At 72.4% G+C, this 19,023-nt stretch carries 14 protein-coding genes, 3 pseudogenes and 1 riboswitch; of the genes and pseudogenes, 6 read left to right on the forward strand and 11 right to left on the reverse strand.

Translation table 11 applies throughout. The features are described from left to right. Both AB8Z75_RS09225 and AB8Z75_RS09230 read right to left on the reverse strand, forming a co-directional pair. The coding region (locus AB8Z75_RS09225; RefSeq protein ID WP_369200933.1) for a sensor histidine kinase at positions 1-1,401 on the reverse strand (1,401 nt) is incomplete at its 3' end. 532 nt (positions 1,402-1,933) lie between these two features. Next, on the reverse strand, positions 1,934-2,662 hold the full coding sequence (locus AB8Z75_RS09230) for a TetR/AcrR family transcriptional regulator (RefSeq protein ID WP_369200934.1): 729 nt from the start codon (positions 2,660-2,662) through the stop codon (positions 1,934-1,936). Positions 2,663-2,752: 90 nt separating this feature from the next. Here AB8Z75_RS09230 and AB8Z75_RS09235 point away from each other — a divergent pair, with 90 nt between their 5' ends. Continuing rightward, the gene (locus tag AB8Z75_RS09235) at positions 2,753-3,613 is read left to right on the forward strand and encodes an SDR family oxidoreductase (protein WP_369200935.1); all 861 of its coding nucleotides are present in this window, start codon (positions 2,753-2,755) and stop codon (positions 3,611-3,613) included. A gap of 187 nt (positions 3,614-3,800) precedes the next feature. After that, a pseudogene (locus tag AB8Z75_RS09240) lies at positions 3,801-4,441 on the forward strand (integrase core domain-containing protein); the annotation flags it as partial. Between the two features lie 141 nt (positions 4,442-4,582). Here AB8Z75_RS09240 and AB8Z75_RS09245 read toward each other — a convergent pair. Beyond that, positions 4,583-4,855, reverse strand: a pseudogene (locus tag AB8Z75_RS09245) (alkene reductase); the annotation flags it as partial. A 61-nt stretch (positions 4,856-4,916) separates the two neighbouring features. Between AB8Z75_RS09245 and AB8Z75_RS09250 the strand changes: the two are divergent. Then, positions 4,917-5,246, forward strand: coding sequence for a DUF1330 domain-containing protein (locus tag AB8Z75_RS09250; RefSeq protein ID WP_369200936.1), 330 nt, complete (start codon positions 4,917-4,919; stop codon positions 5,244-5,246). Then, positions 5,233-5,406, forward strand: a pseudogene (locus AB8Z75_RS09255) (NADP oxidoreductase); the annotation flags it as partial. The gene AB8Z75_RS09250 and the pseudogene AB8Z75_RS09255, both read left to right, overlap by 14 nt. 119 nt (positions 5,407-5,525) lie before the next feature. Here the strand turns inward: AB8Z75_RS09255 and AB8Z75_RS09260 are convergent. Further along, entirely contained in the window at positions 5,526-6,191 is a 666-nt protein-coding gene (locus tag AB8Z75_RS09260) for an alpha-ketoglutarate-dependent dioxygenase AlkB (RefSeq protein ID WP_369200937.1), read from the reverse strand. A 174-nt stretch (positions 6,192-6,365) separates the two neighbouring features. On the opposite strand from AB8Z75_RS09260, the gene AB8Z75_RS09265 reads away from it, so the two are divergent. Both AB8Z75_RS09265 and metE read left to right on the forward strand, forming a co-directional pair. Beyond that, positions 6,366-7,160: a tyrosine-protein phosphatase gene (locus AB8Z75_RS09265; RefSeq protein WP_369200938.1), complete on the forward strand. Its 795-nt coding sequence runs from the start codon at positions 6,366-6,368 to the stop codon at positions 7,158-7,160. Between the two features lie 98 nt (positions 7,161-7,258). Further along, positions 7,259-7,409, forward strand: a riboswitch (cobalamin riboswitch). Positions 7,410-7,693: 284 nt separating this feature from the next. Then, positions 7,694-9,976, forward strand: a complete 2,283-nt coding sequence (metE, locus tag AB8Z75_RS09270; protein ID WP_369200953.1) for a 5-methyltetrahydropteroyltriglutamate--homocysteine S-methyltransferase — start codon at positions 7,694-7,696, stop codon at positions 9,974-9,976. A gap of 64 nt (positions 9,977-10,040) precedes the next feature. Here the strand turns inward: metE and AB8Z75_RS09275 are convergent, their stop codons facing one another. From AB8Z75_RS09275 to hpnD, 7 genes are all read right to left on the reverse strand, one after another. Next, positions 10,041-11,423, reverse strand: coding sequence for an aspartate aminotransferase family protein (locus tag AB8Z75_RS09275; RefSeq protein WP_369200939.1), 1,383 nt, complete (start codon positions 11,421-11,423; stop codon positions 10,041-10,043). A 125-nt stretch (positions 11,424-11,548) separates the two neighbouring features. Beyond that, positions 11,549-12,574 (reverse strand): adenosyl-hopene transferase HpnH, encoded by a 1,026-nt coding sequence (gene hpnH, locus AB8Z75_RS09280; protein WP_369200940.1) that lies wholly within the window; start codon positions 12,572-12,574, stop codon positions 11,549-11,551. 7 nt (positions 12,575-12,581) lie between these two features. After that, the gene (locus AB8Z75_RS09285; protein ID WP_369200941.1) at positions 12,582-13,256 is read right to left on the reverse strand and encodes a 1-hydroxy-2-methyl-2-butenyl 4-diphosphate reductase; all 675 of its coding nucleotides are present in this window, start codon (positions 13,254-13,256) and stop codon (positions 12,582-12,584) included. Continuing rightward, a complete protein-coding gene (gene shc / locus AB8Z75_RS09290; protein ID WP_369200942.1) occupies positions 13,256-15,256 on the reverse strand; it encodes a squalene--hopene cyclase in 2,001 nt (666 codons plus the stop codon). Before shc ends, AB8Z75_RS09285 begins: the two co-directional genes overlap by 1 nt. Before the next feature lie 54 nt (positions 15,257-15,310). Then, positions 15,311-16,501, reverse strand: a complete 1,191-nt coding sequence (locus AB8Z75_RS09295; protein ID WP_369200943.1) for a polyprenyl synthetase family protein — start codon at positions 16,499-16,501, stop codon at positions 15,311-15,313. Further along, positions 16,488-17,945, reverse strand: coding sequence for a hydroxysqualene dehydroxylase HpnE (gene hpnE, locus AB8Z75_RS09300; protein ID WP_369200944.1), 1,458 nt, complete (start codon positions 17,943-17,945; stop codon positions 16,488-16,490). The genes AB8Z75_RS09295 and hpnE overlap by 14 nt, the downstream gene beginning before the upstream one ends. 102 nt (positions 17,946-18,047) lie before the next feature. Beyond that, the gene (gene hpnD / locus AB8Z75_RS09305) at positions 18,048-18,944 is read right to left on the reverse strand and encodes a presqualene diphosphate synthase HpnD (protein ID WP_369200954.1); all 897 of its coding nucleotides are present in this window, start codon (positions 18,942-18,944) and stop codon (positions 18,048-18,050) included. Positions 18,945-19,023: the final 79 nt, after the last annotated feature.

Genomic DNA, 19,023 nt, shown 5'->3' on the forward strand with positions numbered 1-19,023 from the left:
ACCCGAGCCCGCTCCCGTACCAGAACCCGGGTCCCTTCCCACACTGGAACCCGAGTCCCCTCCCGTACCGGAAGGCGAGCCAGCTCCCGGGCCGTGCCCGGTACCCGCGGCCCCGTTCGGTACCGTCCCCGCGGGCGCCGCACCGGGGCCGGTGGCCGTGGGCGCGTCGGCCGGGTGCGAAGCCGCCGTCCCGGCGCCGCCCGCGCCGCTTTCGCCCCCACCGCCGTTCGGCAGCGCCTCCTTGCCCTCCCCCGTCGTCCTGCCGGGTCCTGCCGGCGCGCCCAACAGGCTCCGGGGCAGGACCGCCACGGCCTGCACTCCGCCGTAGATGTTGTTCTGGAGCTGGACGACGACGCCGTGACGGTGGGCGAGGGCGGCGACGACGTACAGCCCGATGCGGCCGTCCCGCACCAGTGCCGGTACGTCGATGCCTTCGGGGTCGGCGAGGACGGCGTTCAACTGGTTCTGCTCGTCGGGGTTCATGCCGAGGCCGCGGTCCTCGACCTCCACGGCGAGCCCCGCCGTCACCGGTTCCGTGCGGACCAGTACGCGGGTCTCCGGCGCGGAGAACACCGTGGCGTTCTCGATCAGTTCGGCCAGCAGGTGGATGACGTCCGCGACGGCGTGCCCGCGCACGGCGCCCTCGATCGGCGGAACCAACTGCACCCTCGTGTAGTGCTCCACCTCCGCGACGGCAGAACGCAGCACCTCGGAGAGGGAGACGGGACGGGTCCACTGGCGGTGGGCGACGGCGCCGCCGAGGACAGCGAGGTTCTCGGAGTGGCGCCGGATGCGGGTGGCGAGGTGATCGACGTGGAAGACGCCCTTGAGCAGGTCGGGGTCCTCCACCTCGTGTTCCAGGTCGTCGATGAACCGGATTTCGCGGTGGACCAGGGACTGGAGCCTGCGGGCGAGGTTGACGAACACCTCCATCTTCTCCTCGCCCTCCCCGCGCGCCCTGGCCATGAGGGCGACCGCTTCGGCGACGGCGGCCTCCGCGCCGCACTGGGCGAGCGCGGCCTGGTGGACGAGCAGGTCGAGCCCGTCGCCGACCGGTTCGCCCTGCGGGGCACGGGTGCGGGGCACCGGGCGTTCGCCGTGCCGCAACGCCCAGAGCATGGACTTGAGTTCGGCCTGCCCGCGGGCGGTGGCGCGGCGCAGGGCGGCGCAGCGCTCGGCGGTTCCCCGCGCCTCGGCCGCGGCGAGGTACGCCGCGGCGCCCGGCACGACGCAGCAGATGAACGCCCCGGCGGCCAGCACTCCCCAGAGCGGGGCGCCGAGGGGCGGGCCGCCGCGCCCACGCAGGACGCAGGCGACCACGGCGGCGCCGGTGAGGGCGACGAGTCCTGCGGGCAGGACGGCGAGCCGTACCAGCCGTCGGCGTACGGCGGCGTCTCCCACATTCTCTCGTGCGCTCTCTCGCGTGCGGGGCTTGCCGTGCCGGCGGCGCGCGGCGCCGTGCCTGCCAGTGTTGCCGGAGGCGGAGGTGACCAGAGAAGAGGAAGTGGAAATTCCTCTTCCTGCGGATGCCTGCACCGCTTTGCTCGGAGGTTCGGCCATGGGGTCCTCGGGGAGTTGAGGTGTCAAGACGGTGTGAGGGAGGTGACGACGCCATGGTCACGCTAGCCCGCAGGCACGCCCCCGGCTGACCCGAACGGGGTATTCGCCAGGGTTCGCCAGCTCCCAAAGAGTGAACCCTCCCGGCTTCCGCTTGACATGGCCGCACAGCGACTTCCGTACCGGCGAACATCCCGAGCGATGAGCAGGCTGCGGCGTACAAGAAGCTCGGCACTCGCGGCCGGTCGGCCACCGAAGTTCGACAAGACCGACTACCCGACTACCCGTATTGACCACGAGCGCTGTTGACAGTGGGCGGCGGAGACGTGATCAAGGTTGGCGGCAAGTCATAGACACGAGGGCGCCCGGCGAGCGATCAGGCATCCGGCGCGCCACCGTCCTCCGCCAAGCGGGTGAGCCACTCGCGCAGCAGGTGCTGCTCGGCATCGCTCAGGACGTCGGCGTCGTCGGGCAGGGCGGCGCGCAGCGCGCGGGCCGCCGCGGCGGGACCGGTCTCCTCGGCAGGGAGTGTTGGTTCGGCGCGGGTGATGGTGGTGACCATGGCCTCGCGGAGGGCGGTCAGCAGCGCCGGATTGCGGCGTTCCGCGGGGGTGGAGTGCCAGGCGGTGACCGCGCCCTGGCCGGTGGCCTGGATGATCTGGGCGGCCAGTTCCTCGTCGACCCGCAGCCATCCTCCGGCCGCCAGGCGGCGCACCCGGCCGTGGAGGATCTCCAGACCCGCGCGGTGCGCCATATCAGCGCCCCGCCCGGTGGCCCGGTTCATCACCGCGAACAACTCGGGCCGGGAGACTCCGAACTCGACCACCACGTCCCAGCCGCGGCGCAGGTCCGCCACCGCGTCCTGCGGGTCAGGGTCGAGCTGCGCGTGCTTGCTCTCCAGGAACTGCGCGTAGCCGTGCTCGGCGACGGCCTCAAGGAGCCCGTCCTTGTCGCCGAAGAGGCGGTAGATCGCCGGAGGCTGCATTCCGGCCGCGGCGGCGACCGCGCGGGTGCTCACTGCGTCCGGGCCGCCCTTCTCCAGCAGCTCGACGGCCGCCTGGACGATGCGGTGACGAGGGCTGTCGGTGGTATCACGTGCAGTCATGTATCGATGGTATCGAGAATTTGATTCCACTGGTATTCCGGTGTTACCGTCAAAATGATTCCACCGGAAACACCGTCGGGAGAACCCCCCATGATCATCGTGACCGGAGCCACCGGAAAGCTCGGCCGCCGCACCGTCGAGCGCCTCGTGGAGCGCGTCAGCGCCGACCGCGTCGGCGCCAGCGTCCGCGACCCTCGCAAGGCGAAGGACCTCGCCGACCGCGGCGTCCGGGTCCGGAAGGGCAGCTTCGACGACCCCGCCTCACTCGCGCACTCCTTCGAGGGGGCCGAGCAACTGCTCCTCGTCTCCCTCGACCGCACGGGCGAGGAGTGCGTCAGCGGCCACCGCGCCGCCATCGACGCCGCCGTGCAGGCCGGCGTCGGCCGCATCCTCTACACCAGCCAGATGGGCGCCGCCCACGACTCCCGCTTCCCGGCATGCCGCGACCACGCGGCGACCGAGGACCTGCTGAGTGCCAGCGGCCTGCCCTGGACCGCGCTGCGCAACGGCTTCTACGCCTCCAGCGCCCTGCTGTTCCTTCAGTCCGCCCGCCACACCGGTGACATCGCCCTCCCCGCCGACGGCCCCGTCGCCTGGACCGGCCACGACGACCTCGCCGAGGCCACCGCGGTGATCCTCGCCGAGGAGGGCCGCTTCGAGGGGCCCACCCCGCCGCTCACCGGCCCGGCGGCGCTCGACTTCGACACCGTCGCCGAGATCGCCTCCCAGGCCACCGGACGGCCCTTCACCCGCACCGTCGTCCCCGACGACGCCTTCCGGGAGCAGGTTCTGAAGCACGGCGCCCCGACCCCGGTCGCCGACCTGATGCTGAGCATCTTCGCCGCTGCGCGCAACGGCGAATTCGCCGCTGTCGACTCGACCCTGGCCGAGTTGATCGGGCGAGAGCCCGCCACCTTCCGCACCCAGCTGGAGCGTGCCTGGGCCGCATAGATCCAGTGGAGCTCGCAACCGGCCCCGGCCCACGTCGCCGCCCACAAAGACTCGTCCTCCGTCACCCGAGGCTCCTCATCAGATTCCGCACCATCCCAGAGGATTCCCGCGCCCCACCCCCATGCCCGGCTGACCATCCACGGCAGACGGCCCCTCATCGACCGGGTCCGCGCCGGCAGGCCTGAATCGGCTGCGCTGGATGGACCGGCCCACCGGTCAGATCATCCGGCGCTACGAACGAGCACGCCCCGGCGAACTGATCCACGTCGACATCGAGAAGCTCGGCAACATTCCCGACGGCGGCGGACACCGGATCATGCACCGCCAGCAGGCCGCCGGCAATCGACAGGCCACAACCGACGCCCGCAAGGGCGGCAGTCCCGTGATCGGGTACAGCTTCGTCCACACAGCCGTCGACGATCGCTCCCGGCTCGCGTACAGCGAGGTCCTGACCGACGAACGCAAAGAGACCGCAGCTTTCTTCTGGCAGCGCGCGAATACCTTCTTCGCCGGCCATGGCATCACCGTCGAGCGCGTCCTCACCGACAACGGCTCCTGCTACAGATCCCGCCTGTTCGGCCAGACTCTCAGCGCCGCCGGCATCGCCCATAAGCGCGCGCCCCTGTAGCCCACAGACGAACGGAAAGGGCAGAGCGCCTCAATCGCACCCTGCTCGACGAATGGGCGTACGTGCGCCCGTACTCCAGCAACGCCGAACGTACCGAAGCCCTGACGGACTTCCTCCACGCCTACAACTACCACCGGTGCCACACGGCACTCGACGGCCAACCACCCATCAGCCGCGTCAACAACCCTGCGGGTCGATACAACTACCGCGAGCGCCGCGCGGTCGAGTCCCGAGCGCCCGTGACCAGCGACTTTCGCAACAGACACCAGCAGGACACAGCCCGAGCGACCCCAAGTGAGCGCGTCGCGGTGGTCGCGTGACGTCCGCTTCCGTCGCTGCTGTGCGACGGTCAGGCCCGCACGCAGGCGTTCGACCAGATCGGGGTTGGCGAGGAAGCCGCGGCCGAAGGCGATCAGGTCGGCGCCCAGGCCCAGCCAGAGGTCCGCTTCCGCCATCCCGGTCTGCTGCGGGCCACCGGGCGTGGTGGGGCTGACGATCAGGGTGCCCGGCCAGGCCTTGCGCAGGCGGAGAAGTATGTCCTCATCGGCGGTAGCCAGGTGCACGTAGGCAAGGTCGAGGCGGGCCGGCTCCGTCAGCAGGGCGGTGTTCAGCTCGGCCGCGCCGTCCTCGGTCACCCCCAGATGCCGAACGTCGTGTCCTGAGGACGGGGATCTCATGCCTGCTTACGTCAACGTCGGTATGCTCGATGAGGAGGCCGGCCTGGCCTACGCACCCGTGGCCCAGGAGTCCCTCCTCAGCTACGGCGGCCGATACCTGGTCGCGGGCCCCACACCCGAGCCCGTCGAAGGCGTCTGGCATTCCACCCGGTTCATGGTCATCGAGTTTCCCGACATGGACCGGGTCCGGGAGTGGTACGACTCCCCGGAGTACCGGCGCGCCCGAGCGATACGTGAGGGCAAGGTTGATGTGGGGATGCTGTTCGTTGAGGGGACGGTGCCCGAGGGTTTCTCGCTCCCGGGACAACACACCCGCGCGTGTACGTGAGTTGGTACAGGACGTGGGCTGTGAACCCGTGGCCGGCGGCGGTCTCGAGCGTGCGGGACTCCTGGAAGCGACCGCCGCGCTGTTCATCGCCCTGTGGGTCGGCGAGGGAGCGGATGCGCAAGCAGTCGCACCTCCGCCGGCCTACGCGGCTGGCCCGAGCCACCAGGAAACGAAAGGTGACACGAGGGCTTTCCGTCAGGAGTTCTTAGGGCTAACCGCTGCGCCGCTGTTCCGCTGCGCCGCTGTTCCGCTGTTCTCCGAGGCCGGTCCCGCACCGGCTCAGTAGGCCCGCACGGTGACGTTGACCCGCCCGCGCAGCCCCAACGCGGGCGGTCCGGTGTCGGGTTCGGTGCGCGGCACTCCGTGGTAGGCCAGGCGCGCGGGTCCGCCGAAGACGAAGGCGTCCCCGCTGTGCAGCCGCACGTCCTGCCACGGACGGCCCCGCCCCGCGGTGTTCCCGAAGCGGAAGACGCAGGCGTCACCGAGGCTGAAGGACACCACGGGCGCGTCGGAGCGCTCGTCGCTGTCCCGATGCATGCCCATCCTCGCGTCAGCCCCGTAGAAGTTGACGAGCGCGATGTCGTACGGGGCGGCGCAGGGTCCCTCCCCGTACGCGCCCTCGCCGGCCACCGCCGCCGCATCGCCCACCGCGCGGCGCGCCCACTCCCCCAGCCACGTGGGGAAGGCCTTCACCCGCTCCCCGTCGCCGTCCACGACGGTGTCCGCGTAACCGTACGGATACCAGTGCCGCCCCAGGCTCAGCTGGCGCACCGACATCTCGCCACCGCCGGGCATCCGCACCGTCCGCAGCCCGGCGGGCGGCAGTGCCCAGCGCCGGCAGGCCGCCAGCAGCTCCCCCTGCGCCCCGGCGTCCAGCCACCCCGGCAGGTGCACGGCACCGGGCGCCACCTCGGCGGGCGGACGCGGAAACAGCTCCTCGCTCACAGTGCGAGCGTACGGGGACTCACAGCACGGGTGCGGGGCGCTCATGGCACTCACGGCACGGGCAGCCCGCGAGGAGACCTGTCGCAGGGGTCACGCCCGCCGGAACTGATGGCCTCAGGCATCCATGTCGTATGGTCGAACGGACGGTCGTCTTACACACTAGGGAGCGCACTCGTGACGCAGGAGTCCGCCGAAAAGGTGCTGGCCGGGGTACGGAACTTCCGGGACGTCGGAGGGCTGCCCACGGTGGACGGGCAGCGGGTACGGCGCGGGGTGCTCTTCCGCAGCGGACACCTGGCGCACGCGACACCCGAGGACGCCGCCTTCCTCGGCGGGCTGGCACTGCACACGGTCTTCGACTTCCGCAACGACGCCGACCGGAAGCTCGACGGCCCCGATGTGGTGCTGCCGGGCGTGCGCAACGTCAACATCCCGCTCTCTGACCCGGCCGACGGCGCGGAGTTCTGGAAGATGGTGCGGGACGGCGAGCTCGACCAGCTCCAGACGATCCTCGGCAACGGGCTGGGCGCCGAGCGGATGACGACCTCCTACCGCACCATGATCACCTCGCGGACGGCCGAGCACAGCAGGATCCTGCACGCGCTCGCCGAGGACAGCGTGCCCGCGCTGATGCACTGCGCCGCCGGCAAGGACCGCGCGGGACTGTCGGTGGCGATCACGCTGCTGGCGCTCGGCGTCGACCGCGGCGCGATCGAGGCCGACTACCTGCTGTCCAACGATCCGCACCGGCGGTACAAGGTGCACCGCAGCGGCAAGTCGAGGGCCGGAATGTCGGCGGAGGTGCTGGAACTGCTGGCGCCCCTGTTCGACGCCCGCGCCGCGTACCTGCACGCGGCCTTCACCGCCATCGACGAGACCTGGGGCGACGTGGAGACCTACCTGGCCAAGGGGCTCGGTCTCACCGACGGCACCCGCACCCGTCTCAGGTCCCGGCTGCTGGAGTCCTAAGCGGGAGCGTACGCGCCGGGCCCCGCAGACACCTGTTCGCCGAGCCGCTAGGCTGGCCGCGCAGATGGTTCGCCCCGTCCGCCAGGCGGGAGGCGTCGTAAGAGGGAACCCGGTGGGAATCCGGGACTGCCCCGCAGCGGTGAGTGGGAACGAGAGCCGTCATACGCACTGGATGGAACGGTCCGGGAAGCGACGGCCGGTAGGTGCCCGCCGGGAGACCGGCAGGCGTGCCCGCGAGTCCGAAGACCTGCCCGCTGCCCGCACGCGCACGCGTGCGGTTCTCCCGGAGACCTCGAGGGCGGGTCGGAGAGCGGAGCACGCGGGCGGCACGAGACGCCCCCGCAGGACGGACGCCGACGCGGGTCCCGTCCGCGCCGCGCCCCTTCGCGCCGTCGTCCCGGTCCCGGGAGCGCTTCGGTCACCTCGCGAAGGAGAGTTGCGTGACAGCGACAGGTGCGAACGCTTCAGCGGTCCCCCAGGACACCACAGGCACCACGGACACCACACCCCAGCCCCGCACGGCCCACGCCACCGTGCACGGCTACCCCCGCCAGGGCCCAGGCCGCGAACTGAAGAAGGCCGTCGAGGGCTACTGGAAGGGCCGCGTCACCGCCGAGGCCCTCCACACCACGGCGGCCGGGCTGCGCCGCGCCAACTGGCGGGCGATGGCCGAGGCCGGGCTGGCCGAGCTGCCCACCGGCGACTTCTCGTACTACGACCACGTACTGGACACCACGGTCATGGTCGGCGCCGTCCCCGAGAGGCACCGCGCCGCGGTCGAGGCCGATCCGCTGGACGGCTACTTCGCCATGGCCCGCGGTACGCAGGACGCCGCGCCACTGGAGATGACCAAGTGGTTCGACACCAACTACCACTACCTGGTGCCCGAGCTCGGCCCCGGCACCGTCTTCCGCGCCGACTCGGGCAAGCAGACCCGCGAGCTGAAGGAGGCCCTTGCCCTGGGCGTGGAGGCCCGTCCTGTCCTGGTGGGTCCCGTTACCTATCTGCTGCTGGCCAAGCCCGCACCCGGCGCGCCCGAGGACTTCGAGCCGCTGACCCTGCTGGAGCAGCTGCTGCCCGTCTACGCGGAGGTGCTGGCGGACCTGCGCGCCGCGGGGGCACAGTGGGTGCAGCTGGACGAGCCGGCGCTGGTGCCCGACCGCACCCCCGAACAGCTGGCGGCTGCGGCCCGCGCCTACCGGGGACTGGGCGGGCTCGCCGACCGGCCGCGGCTGCTGGTCGCCTCCTACTTCGACCGGCTCGGGGAAGCGCTGCCCGTGCTGGCCAAGGCCCCCGTGGAGGGGCTGGCGCTCGACTTCACAGGGCCCGCCGCCGCCAACCTCGACGCGCTCGCGGCGGCCGGCGGGCTGCCGGGCAAGCGGCTGGTGGCGGGCGTCATCGACGGACGCAACGTGTGGATCAACGACTACGCGCGGTCCATGACCACCCTGGGCACGCTGCTGGGGCTGGCCGACCGCGTGGACGTGGCCCCGTCCTGCTCGCTGCTGCACGTCCCGCTGGACGCGAGGGCGGAGCGCGACCTCGACCCGCAGGTCGCCCGCTGGCTGGCGTTCGCGGCGCAGAAGACCGCCGAGGCCGCCACCCTGGCGCGCGGGCTGTCCCAGGGCACGGGCGCCATCGGCGGCGAACTCGCCGCCAACCGTGCCGACCTGGCCTCGCGCGCCGCCTCGCCGCTCACCCGCGACGCGGCGGTACGCGCCCGCACGGCGGCCGTCACCGAGGCCGACGCCCGACGCTCGGAGCCGTACGCCCGGCGCACGGCGGCGCAGCGTACCCGGCTGGGCCTCCCGCCGCTGCCGACCACCACCATCGGCAGCTTCCCGCAGACCGGCGAGCTGCGCGCCGCCCGCGCCGACCTGCGCGCCGGATGCCTCGACGAGGCGGCGTACGAACAGCGCATCGCGGCGGAGATCCGCGAGGTGGTCTCCTTCCAGGAGGAGGCCGGACTGGACGTGCTGGTGCACGGCGAGCCCGAACGGGGCGACATGGTGCAGTACTTCGCCGAGCGGCTGACCGGCTACCTGGCCACCCGGCACGGCTGGGTCCAGTCCTACGGCACCCGCTACGTGCGTCCCCCCATCTGCGCGGGTGACGTCTCGCGCCCGCAGCCGATGACGGTGCGCTGGACCCAGTACGCGCAGTCCCTCACCACCCGCCCGGTCAAGGGGATGCTGACGGGCCCGGTGACGATGCTCGCCTGGTCCTTCGTCCGCGACGACCAGCCCGCTGCCGAGACCGCCCGCCAGGTGGCGCTCGCGCTGCGCGACGAGGTGTGCGAGCTGGAGGCCGCGGGAACGGCCGTCATCCAGGTCGACGAGCCCGCGCTGCGCGAGACGCTGCCGCTGCGCGCCGCCGACAGGCCCGCCTATCTCGCGTGGGCCACCGAGGCGTTCCGCCTCACCACCAGCGGGGTGCGTACGGACACCCAGATCCACACCCACATGTGCTACGCCGAGTTCGGCGACATCCTCCAGGCCATCGACGACCTCGACGCCGACGTGATCAGCCTGGAGGCCGCGCGCTCGCGGATGCAGGTCGCCGACGAGCTGGCCGCGCACCGCTACCCCCGCGAGGCGGGCCCCGGCGTGTACGACATCCACGCGCCGCGCGTCCCGAGCGCGGACGAGGTCGCGGCGCTGTTGCGCAAGGGGCTGACGGCGCTGCCTGCGGACCGGCTGTGGGTCAACCCCGACTGCGGGCTCAAGACGCGGGGCTGGCCCGAGGTGCGCGCCTCGCTCGCGCACCTGACCGCGGCGGCGCGGACGGTACGCGGGGAGCTGCCCGGAAGGCCGTGAGCGGCCGAGTCCGCGGGCCGTGCCGCCACCGGGCGGTGGCGGCGCGGCCCGCGGGTCAGCGGAGTCAGCGGGTCGCCAGCGCCTGCTTGATCAGGGTGCGCCCGAAGTCCCACATGAAGCTGCCGCCGCTGTGCGCGTCGTCCATGACCTGCGTGAAGGCGGTCACGAAACGGTCCACCTCCGCCTCGCCCACCACCAGCGGCGGGATCAGCTTGATGACCTCCAGGTGATCGCCGGAGACCTGGGTGAGGATGCGGTGCCTGTGCAGCAGCGGTGCCACGACCATCTGTGCGAACAGGCCCTTGCGCGCGGTCTGGAGCATCGTCCAGCGGCTGCGCAGCCCCATCGACCTCGGCTTGCCGAACTCGATGCCGATCATCAGCCCGCGACCGCGCACCTCGTGCAGCAGCTCGTACCGGTCGACGAGCGCGGCGAGCCGGGTGCGCAGCTCCTCGCCGGTGCGGCGGGCGTTCTCGGTGAGCCGCTCGTCGTCCATGACGGCCAGGGTGGCCAGCCCGGCCGCCATGGCCTGGGCGTTGGACCCGAAGCTCGCGGAGTGGACCAGCACCCGGTCCATGGACGAGTAGACCTTCTTGAAGATCCACTCCTTGCCGAGGGTCGCCCCGACGGGCACGTACCCGCCGGACAGCGACTTGGCCACGCACACCAGGTCGGGATCGACACCGTCCTCGTGCTGGTAGGCGAAGAAGTCGCCGGTGCGGCCCAGCCCGGTCTGCACCTCGTCCGCGATCAGCAGCGCCCCGTGCCTGTGCAGCAGCTCGCGGGCGGCGCGCAGGTATCCGGGCGGTGCGGCGTGCACGCCCTTGCCCTGGACGGGCTCGACCACCAGCGCCGCCACGTCCTTCTTGCGTAGCTGGCGCTCCAGCGCCTCCAGGTCGCCCAGCGGCACGGGGGTGTCCGGCAGCAGCGGAGCGAACCCGTCGCGGAAGCCGTCCTCCCCGTTGACCGACAGCGAGCCGGTCGTCAGGCCGTGGAAGGCGTGCGCGCAGTACAGCACCCGGGGCCTGCCGGTGGCGTACCGGGCGAACTTGAGCGCGGTCTCGACGGCCTCGGTGCCGCTGTTGCCGAAGAAGACCCGGTCGAGACCCGGGGCGTACGACAGCAGCCTCTCGGCCAGCAGCCCGGGCAGCGGCTGGCAGTCGAACCTGGTGAGGTCGGCGAGCTGCGCGTCGAGCACGTCGTGCAGCGCCTGCCGTACGACGGGGTGGTGGCGGCCCAGGCCCATGACGCCGAACCCGGCGAGCATGTCGAGGTAGTCGTTGCCCTCGGCGTCGTAGAAGTAGGCGCCCTCGGCCCGCTCGTAGACCTTGTCGAACCCCAGGGTGTGCAGCATGCGCGGCAACTGGTGGTTGAGGTGGCGGGCGTGCAGGTCGTAGCGCTCGGCTCCGCGCTCGGCCAGCAGTTTCGCCAGGTCGAAGTCGCTCACGCCACGCTCCCCTCACCCGTGCGCGCCGCGCCGTCGATGGACTCCAGCAAGGACATGGTGGGCCCCCCTGCTCAAACGAGACAGTACTCCGGTGGTTCCGTGTGGCGTGCGGCGGCGGCCCGGCGCTAGCGCGAGCCACTCGGTGCGGCCGTCTCGCGGGCCGCGCGCAGCGACTCCTTGAGAGAGCCCATGGTGGCCAGCACGGCGGTCGGTTCGTAGCCGCAGTGCGCCATGCAGTTGGCGCAGCGCGGGTCCTTGCCGCGGCCGTACTTGTCCCAGTCGGTCTCCTCGACCAGCTCGCGGTAGGTGGGCACGTAGCCGTCGCTCATCAGGTAGCAGGGGCGCTGCCAGCCGAAGAGGGAGTAGTTGGGGATGGCCCAGGCGGTGCAGTCGAAGTCGGCCTTGCCCTCCAGGAAGTCGAGGAAGAGGGGGCTGTGGTTGAGCCGCCAGCGGGCCCTGTTCCCCCCGGCGAACGCCTTCTTGAACAGCTCCCTGGTCTGCTCGACACCCAGGAAGTGCTCCTGGTCTGGCGCCTTCTCGTAGGCGTAGGCGGGCGAGATCATCATCTCGTCCACCTGGATCTCGTCATTGAGGAAGTTCAGGACGTCGATGATGGTCTGCGGCGTGTCCGTGTTGAAGAAGGTGGAGTTGGTGGTGACGCGGAAGCCGCGCCGCTTGGCCTCCTTCATCGCCTCGACCGCCTCGTCGAAGACGCCTTCCTTGGCGACGGATTCGTCGTGCCGCTCACGCAGCCCGTCGATGTGCACGGCGAACGCGAAATAGGGCGAGGGCTTGAACTGGTCCATCTTCTTGCGCAGCAGCATGGCATTGGTGCAAAGGAAGACGTATTTGCGCTTGGCCACCAACTGTCGCACGATCTCCCCGATCTGGGGGTGCATCAGCGGCTCGCCGCCCGCGATGGAGACCATCGGGGCCCCGGACTCCAGGACGGCCCCGACCGCCTGTGCCACCGGCATGCGCTGCTTGAGCACCCCGGCGGGGTGCTGGATCTTTCCGCAGCCCTCGCACTTGAGATTGCACGCGAAGAGCGGTTCGAGCTCCACGATCAGGGGGAATTTCTCACGCTTGCGCAGCTTCTGCTGGAACAGATACGTCCCGATACGGACTGTCTGGCGAAGCGGCATGGCCATTTCTGGCTCACCTCCAGGGGAGCAGCAGGGATCGGTGCCATTCGAGAAATGCGGGCAGGACACCGCGAAGGACGCGGAATGCCGATATTCCACCCCGCAGTGTCCCGATGCGGATCAGTTCATGGCCTGGAGCGTCCACGACCACCCGTACAGCCGCAACCGGACGCCGGGCCGTGCCCGCGGCGGCGGCGTCCAGGGTGGCGGCCGACTCCATGTCGGCGGCGATCGCTCCGGCGGTGTGCAGCGCGGCCCGCGCCTGGCCCCGCACCACACGGTCGGTACCCGCGAGGGTGCCCACGTGCACGGTGCGTCCTGTGGCGTGCCGGGCCAGCGCGGTGGCCAGCAGTGCGGTGCCGGCGCAGCGGGTGCGCCCCAACTGGTCGCGGGTCTCCTCGGCGAGGACCAGGTCGCCGGGGCGCATGCCGGGGACCAGGCCCGCGCAGAAGCCGGTGGCCAGCACGGGCGTGGCGCCGGGCACCTCCTCGTGGGCGAGCGCTCTGGTCACGGCGCGGCGCGCGGCCTGTGCGCCCATGCCGCTGCGCAGCAGCGTCACGCCGGCGGCGCGCGGCCCGCCGTCCGGGTGGCCGTCGCCCGGGCGCCCCAGGCCGCGGCGGAGTGCGAGGTGCTCGATGCCGAGCGCGCACGCGACCAGCAGCGGCCCCGGGGCTTCCGGGCTCGCCATCACGCGACCCGCCGCGCGAGGCGTTCCAGACCGTCGCCGTGCAGGTAGCGGCCCAGCGCGGTGAGGGGGAAGACCATCCGGTAGAGGTGGTAGTTGATGGAGAAGTCCCACGGGAAGCCCGTGCCGGTGAAGTACGGCTCGTCCCAGTAGCCGTCCTCGCGCTGGGTCTCGGCCAGCCAGCCGATGCCGCGCTCGACGGCTTTGCTGTCCTTCTCGCCGGCCGCCAGCAGCGCCATCAGGGCCCATCCCGTCTGGGAGGCGGTGGAGGTGCCGTTGGCGACCCATTCGGAGTCGATGTAGGAGCGCAGATCCTCGCCCCAGCCGCCGTCCTCGTTTTGGACCTTCTCCAGCCAGCGCACCGCGCGCCGGATCGCCGGGTGCGAGGTGGGCAGCCCGGCGGCGACGAGGGCGGGGAGCACGGAGCCCGTGCCGTAGAGGTAGTTGACGCCCCAGCGCCCGAACCAGCAGCCGTCGGTCTCCTGTTCGGACAGCAGCCAGGCGAGGGCCTTGCGGGTGCGCGGGTCGTGCTGTTTGCCCTCGGCGGCCAGCATCTCCACCACGTGGGCCGTCACGTCGGCGGACGGCGGGTCGATGACCTCGCCGAAGTCGCAGAAGGGCAGCCGGTTGGGGAACTTGCTGGTGTTGTCGACGTCGAAGGCGCCCCAGGCACCGTCGCGGGACTGCATGCCCAGGTTCCAGCGCACCGCACGCGCGAGGGCCCGCTCGACCCGCTCGGGGTCGGGGTGCTGGATGCGGCGCAGGGCCAGGGCGACCTCGGCGGTGTCGTCGGTGTCCGGGTAGCTGTCGTTGTGGAACTCGAACGCCCAGCCGCCCGGTGCCAGTCCTGGCCGTCGCACCGACCAGTCGCCGGGCCGCACGACCTGTTCGCCCAGCATCCAGTCCGCGGCCTTGACCAGCGCCGGGTGGTCGCGCGGCAGCCCCGCGTCGGCGAGCGCGATGGAGGCCAGGCAGGTGTCCCAGACGGGGGACTGGCAGGCCTCGACCATCCGGGTGTCCGCGTCGTGCCAGACGGCGAACCTGTCGAGGGAGGCAAGACCCGCCTTCAGCACGGGGTGGTCGAGGTCGTAGCCGAGCAGGCGCAGCGCGATGACCGAGTAGACGGCGGGCGGCTGGATGCCGCCCCAGCAGCCGTCGTTCTCCTGCCGCTCGATGATCCAGCGTGAGGCTTCCCTGAGGGCGGCGCGGCGCAGCCTGCGCGAGGCCACCTTGCGGTAGGCGTGCAGGGCGCGGTCGATGCGCTGGAAGGCGCCGTCCCAGGTGGTGACGGGTGCCATCGCCGCGTCGGGGCGGGGGCGCGCCGGGTCGCGGTGGAGCTCGTCCAGGGCGAAGGGCGCCGGGTGGACGGGGCGGAAGGCACACACGACGGTGAGCGGCACGATGGTCTGGCGGGCCCAGCAGCCGAAGTCGTAGATGTTGAGCGGGAACCACTTCGGGAAGTAGATGATCTCCGGCGGCATCTCCGGGAGGTCCTCCCACCTCCACCAGCCGAAGAGGGCGAGCCAGATGCGGGTGAAGACCCTGCTGCGGGTCACTCCCCCCTTCTCGCGCACCCAGGCCGCCGCGCGCGTCATGTGGGGCGCCTCGGGCTCGTCACCGGCCAGCCTGAGGGCGACGTAGGCCTCGATGGTGGTGGACAGGTCGCCGGGCCCGCCGTGGAAGGTGGCCCAGGTGCCGTCCTCGCGCTGCTGGGAGCGGATCCAGCGGGCGGCGGCGGCGTACGTCTTCGCGTCGCGGATGCCGAGGAACTCGCGCAGCAGCAGGTCCTCGGCGTCCATGGTGACGTTGGTGTCCAGGTCCCCCTTCCACCAGCCGGCCTCGTCCTGGCGGGCGAGCAGGTGGTCGACGGCGCGGGCCGCGGTCCGCTCCGCCAGCGCCGTCACGCTCTCCTGCGCCGCGGGGGCGGCGGGGGGTGCGACGCGCGGGGTGTTCTTCGTTCCGGAGACGCCTGGGCCGGCGGGTCCGTCCGTCGTTGCGGTCATCCCTTTCTCCTTCCGAAGTGTCCGATCGCTCGGAGCCGTGTGGTGCCGGGGCACTCACCTCTGCCGTACGACGACGAAGTCGGCGAGCGCGACGAACTGCTCGCGCACCCGGCCCGGCATCTCGATGGAGTCGAGCGCCTGGATGGCCGTGGTGTGCTGGCGCTGGGCCTCCTGGGAGGTCCACTCGCGGCCTCCGGCCTCCTCGATGAGGGCGGCCCGCTCGGCGAACTCCGTCTCGTGGAAGTCCTCGAACTCGCTTTGGCTCTTGGTCGCGTCGGCCGACAGCAGCGTGGCGAGCCGGGCGGCGGCCGGGCCCGGGGAGCCGAGCGCGGCGGCCACCGGCAGCGACTTCTTGCGCTGCCGCAGGTCGCTCCAGGCCTGCTTGCCGGTGGCCTCGGGGTCGCCCCAGATGCCGAGCAGGTCGTCGACGGCCTGGAAGGCGAGGCCCAGGTGGTGGCCGTAGGCCTCCAGCGCGTCCGCTGTGCGGTCGTCTGCGCCGCCCAGCACAGCGCCGATGGAGGCGGCGCAGGCCAGCAGCGCGCCGGTCTTGTTGCCCTCCATGTCCAGGCACTCCTCCACCGTGACGTGGTCGCGGTGCTCGTAGGAGATGTCCTGCGCCTGCCCGTCGATGAGCTTGCGGGAGGCCGTGGTCAGCCGGCGGGTGGCCCGTCCTGCCTCCACCGTGCCGAGCTCGAGCAGTATCTCGCCGGCCAGCGCGAACAGCGCGTCGCCGACGAGGATGGCCTGGGCGGGACCGTGCACCTTCCAGACCGTGTCGCGGTGGCGGCGCTGTTCGTCGCCGTCCATCAGGTCGTCGTGCAGGAGGGAGAAGTTGTGCACCAGCTCCACGGCGACGGCGCCGGGGATGCCGGCTTCGGGCGCTGCCGAGGCGGCCTCCGCGGACAGCAGTGCGAGCGCGGGCCGCACCGCCTTGCCGCCGGCCGCCTCGGAGGGGCGGCCCGCGGCGTCGATCCAGCCGAAGTGGTAGGCGGCGACGGTGTCCATCGGCGGGGCCAGCCGTTCGATGGCCGCCCGCAGCACCGGCGTGGTGAGCGTGCGCCCTCGCTCCAGCAGCGCCGTCACTGCCCTGCTGCCGGTCTCCTCGCTCGTGGCGCTCTCGCCGTCGTCGTTCTCGGCGCTTGCGAGATGCGGCTTCGCCGGGATCACAGGGTCTCCTTGGTGCGGTGCTGTCGGGTCGGCCGGCCGGCCCTGGCCGGCGGTGCTTGCTGCGTCAGTGGTGCTCATGCGCCCTTCCTTCGATGCCGGGGACCGGTTCCTTCCCGTACGGACGGCCCAGCGCGACGAGAGCCTCACGCGCGGCTTGCGCCCCACTGCGGACGGCGCCTTCCATGGTCGCGGGCCAGCCGGTCGCGGTCCACGCGCCGGCGAGGTAGAGGCCGGGCGACGAGGTGCGCGCGCCGGGGCGCAGGCGCCCCACCCCGGGCGACGGCGCGAACGTGGCGGTGCGCTCCCTGGTGACGAAGAAGTCGCGCACTGACGCGCCCCGCGCGGCGGGCAGCAGCCGCTCCAGCTCGGGCAGGTACCGCTCGCGCAAGGTGGCGACCGGCAGGTCGATCTCCTCGTGGGCGACGGACTGGGACAGCGCCAGGTACTGCCCGCCGCCGGTGAGCCCGGAGGCGCCGGAGCGGTCGAAGACCCACTGCACGGGGGTGCCGAGCGCGGTGAAGAAGGGCCGGCGCAGCACCTTGCGGTCGTAGACGACGTGCACGTTGAGGATGGGCGCGGTGCCGATGTCCAGCAGCCTGCCCGGGTCGGCGAGGGCGCCGGGCGGCAGCAGCCTGTGTGCCTCCCGCTGCGGTACGGCGAACACCACGGTGTCAGCGGTCAGCTCGCGCGCGCCGTCGGCCCCCTGGTCGACCGTCACCCGCCAGCCCCCGTCGTCCGTCCGGGTGACGGCGCGCGCCCGGGTGCGCAGCAGGGTGCGGGCCCCCGCCTTGTCGAGGGCGGTGCGGGCGAGCACGTCGTGGATGTCGCCGAGCGGCACGTGGGCCCAGCCGATGTCGGCCGCGCCGGGGTCGCTGAGCAGCCCGGTGCGGAAGACCATGGCGGCCAGTCCCATGGAGGCGTGCGGGGCGCGGGCGTTGAGGGTGGCGGCGCCCACCAGGTCCCAGAGCGCCTCGATGGCGCGCGGCGACTGGCCGTGCCGGTGCAGCCAGGTGCCGAAGTCGACGGCGTCGAGCGCGGGGTCGGCCGGGTCGAGATTCCCCAGCGCGAGCGCGGCGCGGGCGACCGAGGCGCGCTCGGCCGCCGACAGGTGCGGGTAGGTGCTCAGGCTCGCCGCCAGGTGGAGCGGTACGGGCAGCCCGGTGCGCCGCAGGCGGCCCAGCCGGGGCCGCCTGCCGCCGACGTCCAGCACGGGGACGTCGAGCCGGTCTTGGAGGGGCGCGAGCCCGGCGGCGCCGACGCGCTCCAGGAACCAGGAGTAGGCGGTGCAGCAGCGCAGGTAGACGTGCTGGCCGTTGTCGACGTTCAGCGGCCCGGCGGCGGAGTCGCGGCGGAAGGAGAAGACGAGTCCGCCGAGCCGGGGCCTGGTCTCCACCAGGGTGGTCTCCAGGCCCGCTTCGGCCAGTCTCAGTGCCGCCGTCGTCCCGGCGATGCCGCCGCCGAGCACCACGGCGCGCCGGGAGCCGGCGGGACGGTCACCGGACGGTGCGTCGTCCGCTGTCATGGACGCTCCTCCCCTCGGGCCGGCTGCCGGGTGCCGCCGTCCGCGCCCGCTGGGACGCCGCATCCGGGCGGCGGGTTGCGCCACGCCGCGTGGTGGCGGTCATCAGGCGCTCCGCCGGGAGGCCTGCCGGGCGTCGAGCCCGGAGAGGCCGCGCACCGCCACGTAGGCCTTCTCCCGTCCCGGCAGGGAGACGCGACCGCGCAGGACGGCCGCGGGGTCGGCCGCGATGCGGTCCAGCAGCCGGTGGTAGATCCCCGCCATGGCGGCGACGCAGGCGCCGGAGCGCCGGTCGAGCATCGGCAGCAGCCGGTATCCCTCGGCGAACAGTGCCCGTGCGCGCCGCACCTCGAAGTGCACCAGTCCGGTGAAGTCGGCGCCGTCCGGCACCGCAGTGCTCCTGAATCCCGCGGCACAGCCAAATTTCTCGAGGTCCTCCGAGGGAAGGTACGTACGCCCGCCCTCCGCGTCTTCCCGAACGTCCCGGAGAATATTGGTGAGTTGGAGAGCCAGCCCCAGGGTGTCGGCGTATTCGGGGGCGCGGGCGGCGTCCCGCGCGCCGGGCACCGTGCCGAAGACACCCAGCGAGAGCCGCCCGATGGCCCCTGCCACGCAGCGGCAGTAGACCTTCAGCTCGTCCCAGGTCTCGTAGGTGGCGCCTGTGACGTCCATCAGGACGCCGTCGATGAGCTCGTCCAGCGCGTCGAGCGGGAGGGAGAAGCGGTCCGCCGCGTGGCTGAGCGCGACGGCGACCGGGTCGGTGTCGTCGTCCCGGACCCGGCGGTCCTTGACCCGTCCGAGCACCTCCCGGGTGCGCTCCAGGCGCTCGCGCTTGGCCTCGGCGGGCAGATCGCCGTCGCCGATGTCGTCCACGCGTCGGGAGAAGGCGTACAGCGCGGACATGGCCTGCCGCTTGGGCCCGGGCAGCAGCCGGATGCCGTAGGCGAAGTTGCGGGCCTGCTGCCCCGTGACGGCCTCGCAGTAGCGGTAGGCGGCGCTCACAGGCCCCGGGAGCTGCTGCGCGGACCCGGCCGCCGTGGCCCGGTCCGCTCCGGCGGTCCTCGCTGTCTTCCCCACCGTC

The organism is Streptomyces sp. PU-14G (assembly GCF_041028275.1).
Classification (GTDB): domain Bacteria; phylum Actinomycetota; class Actinomycetes; order Streptomycetales; family Streptomycetaceae; genus Streptomyces.